This window comes from Mesorhizobium sp. M0563, assembly GCF_040321065.1.
In the GTDB taxonomy this organism is placed as follows: Bacteria; Pseudomonadota; Alphaproteobacteria; order Rhizobiales; family Rhizobiaceae; genus Mesorhizobium.
Genome location: NZ_JAMYQV010000053.1, coordinates 1 through 579, shown reverse-complemented (window position 1 = coordinate 579; position 579 = coordinate 1). Strand labels below are relative to the sequence as shown.

The 579-nt window shown below is 65.1% G+C and carries 1 protein-coding gene; it reads right to left on the bottom strand.

The features are described from left to right. Positions 1-579: GTP-binding protein (locus NKI50_RS30505; RefSeq protein WP_352718702.1), on the bottom strand; the 579-nt coding region annotated here is incomplete at both ends.

The window sequence follows — 579 nt, the reverse complement described above, 5'->3', positions numbered from 1 at the left end:
CAGCGCGCCGATGTTGTCGCCGGCCTGGCCCTGGTCGAGCAGCTTGCGGAACATCTCGACGCCGGTGCAGGTCGTCTTGGTGGTCGGACGGATGCCGATGATCTCCAGCTCCTCCCCGACCTTGACGACGCCGCGCTCGACGCGACCGGTCACCACCGTGCCGCGGCCCGAGATCGAGAACACGTCCTCGATCGGCATCAGGAACGGCTTGTCGAGCGGACGAACCGGCGTCGGGATGTAGGCATCGACCGCCGCCATCAATTCGCGGATCGCGTCCTCGCCGATCTTCTTGTCAGAATCTTCAAGTGCGGCAAGCGCCGAACCCTTGACGATCGGAATGTCGTCGCCGGGGAACTCGTTCTTGGTCAGGAGCTCACGCACCTCGAGCTCGACCAGCTCGAGCAGCTCGGCGTCGTCGACCTGGTCGACCTTGTTCAAGAACACCACGATCGACGGCACGCCGACCTGGCGGGCCAAAAGGATGTGCTCGCGGGTCTGCGGCATCGGGCCGTCGGCGGCCGACACGACCAGGATCGCGCCGTCCATCTGCGCGGCACCGGTGATCATGTTCTTCACATA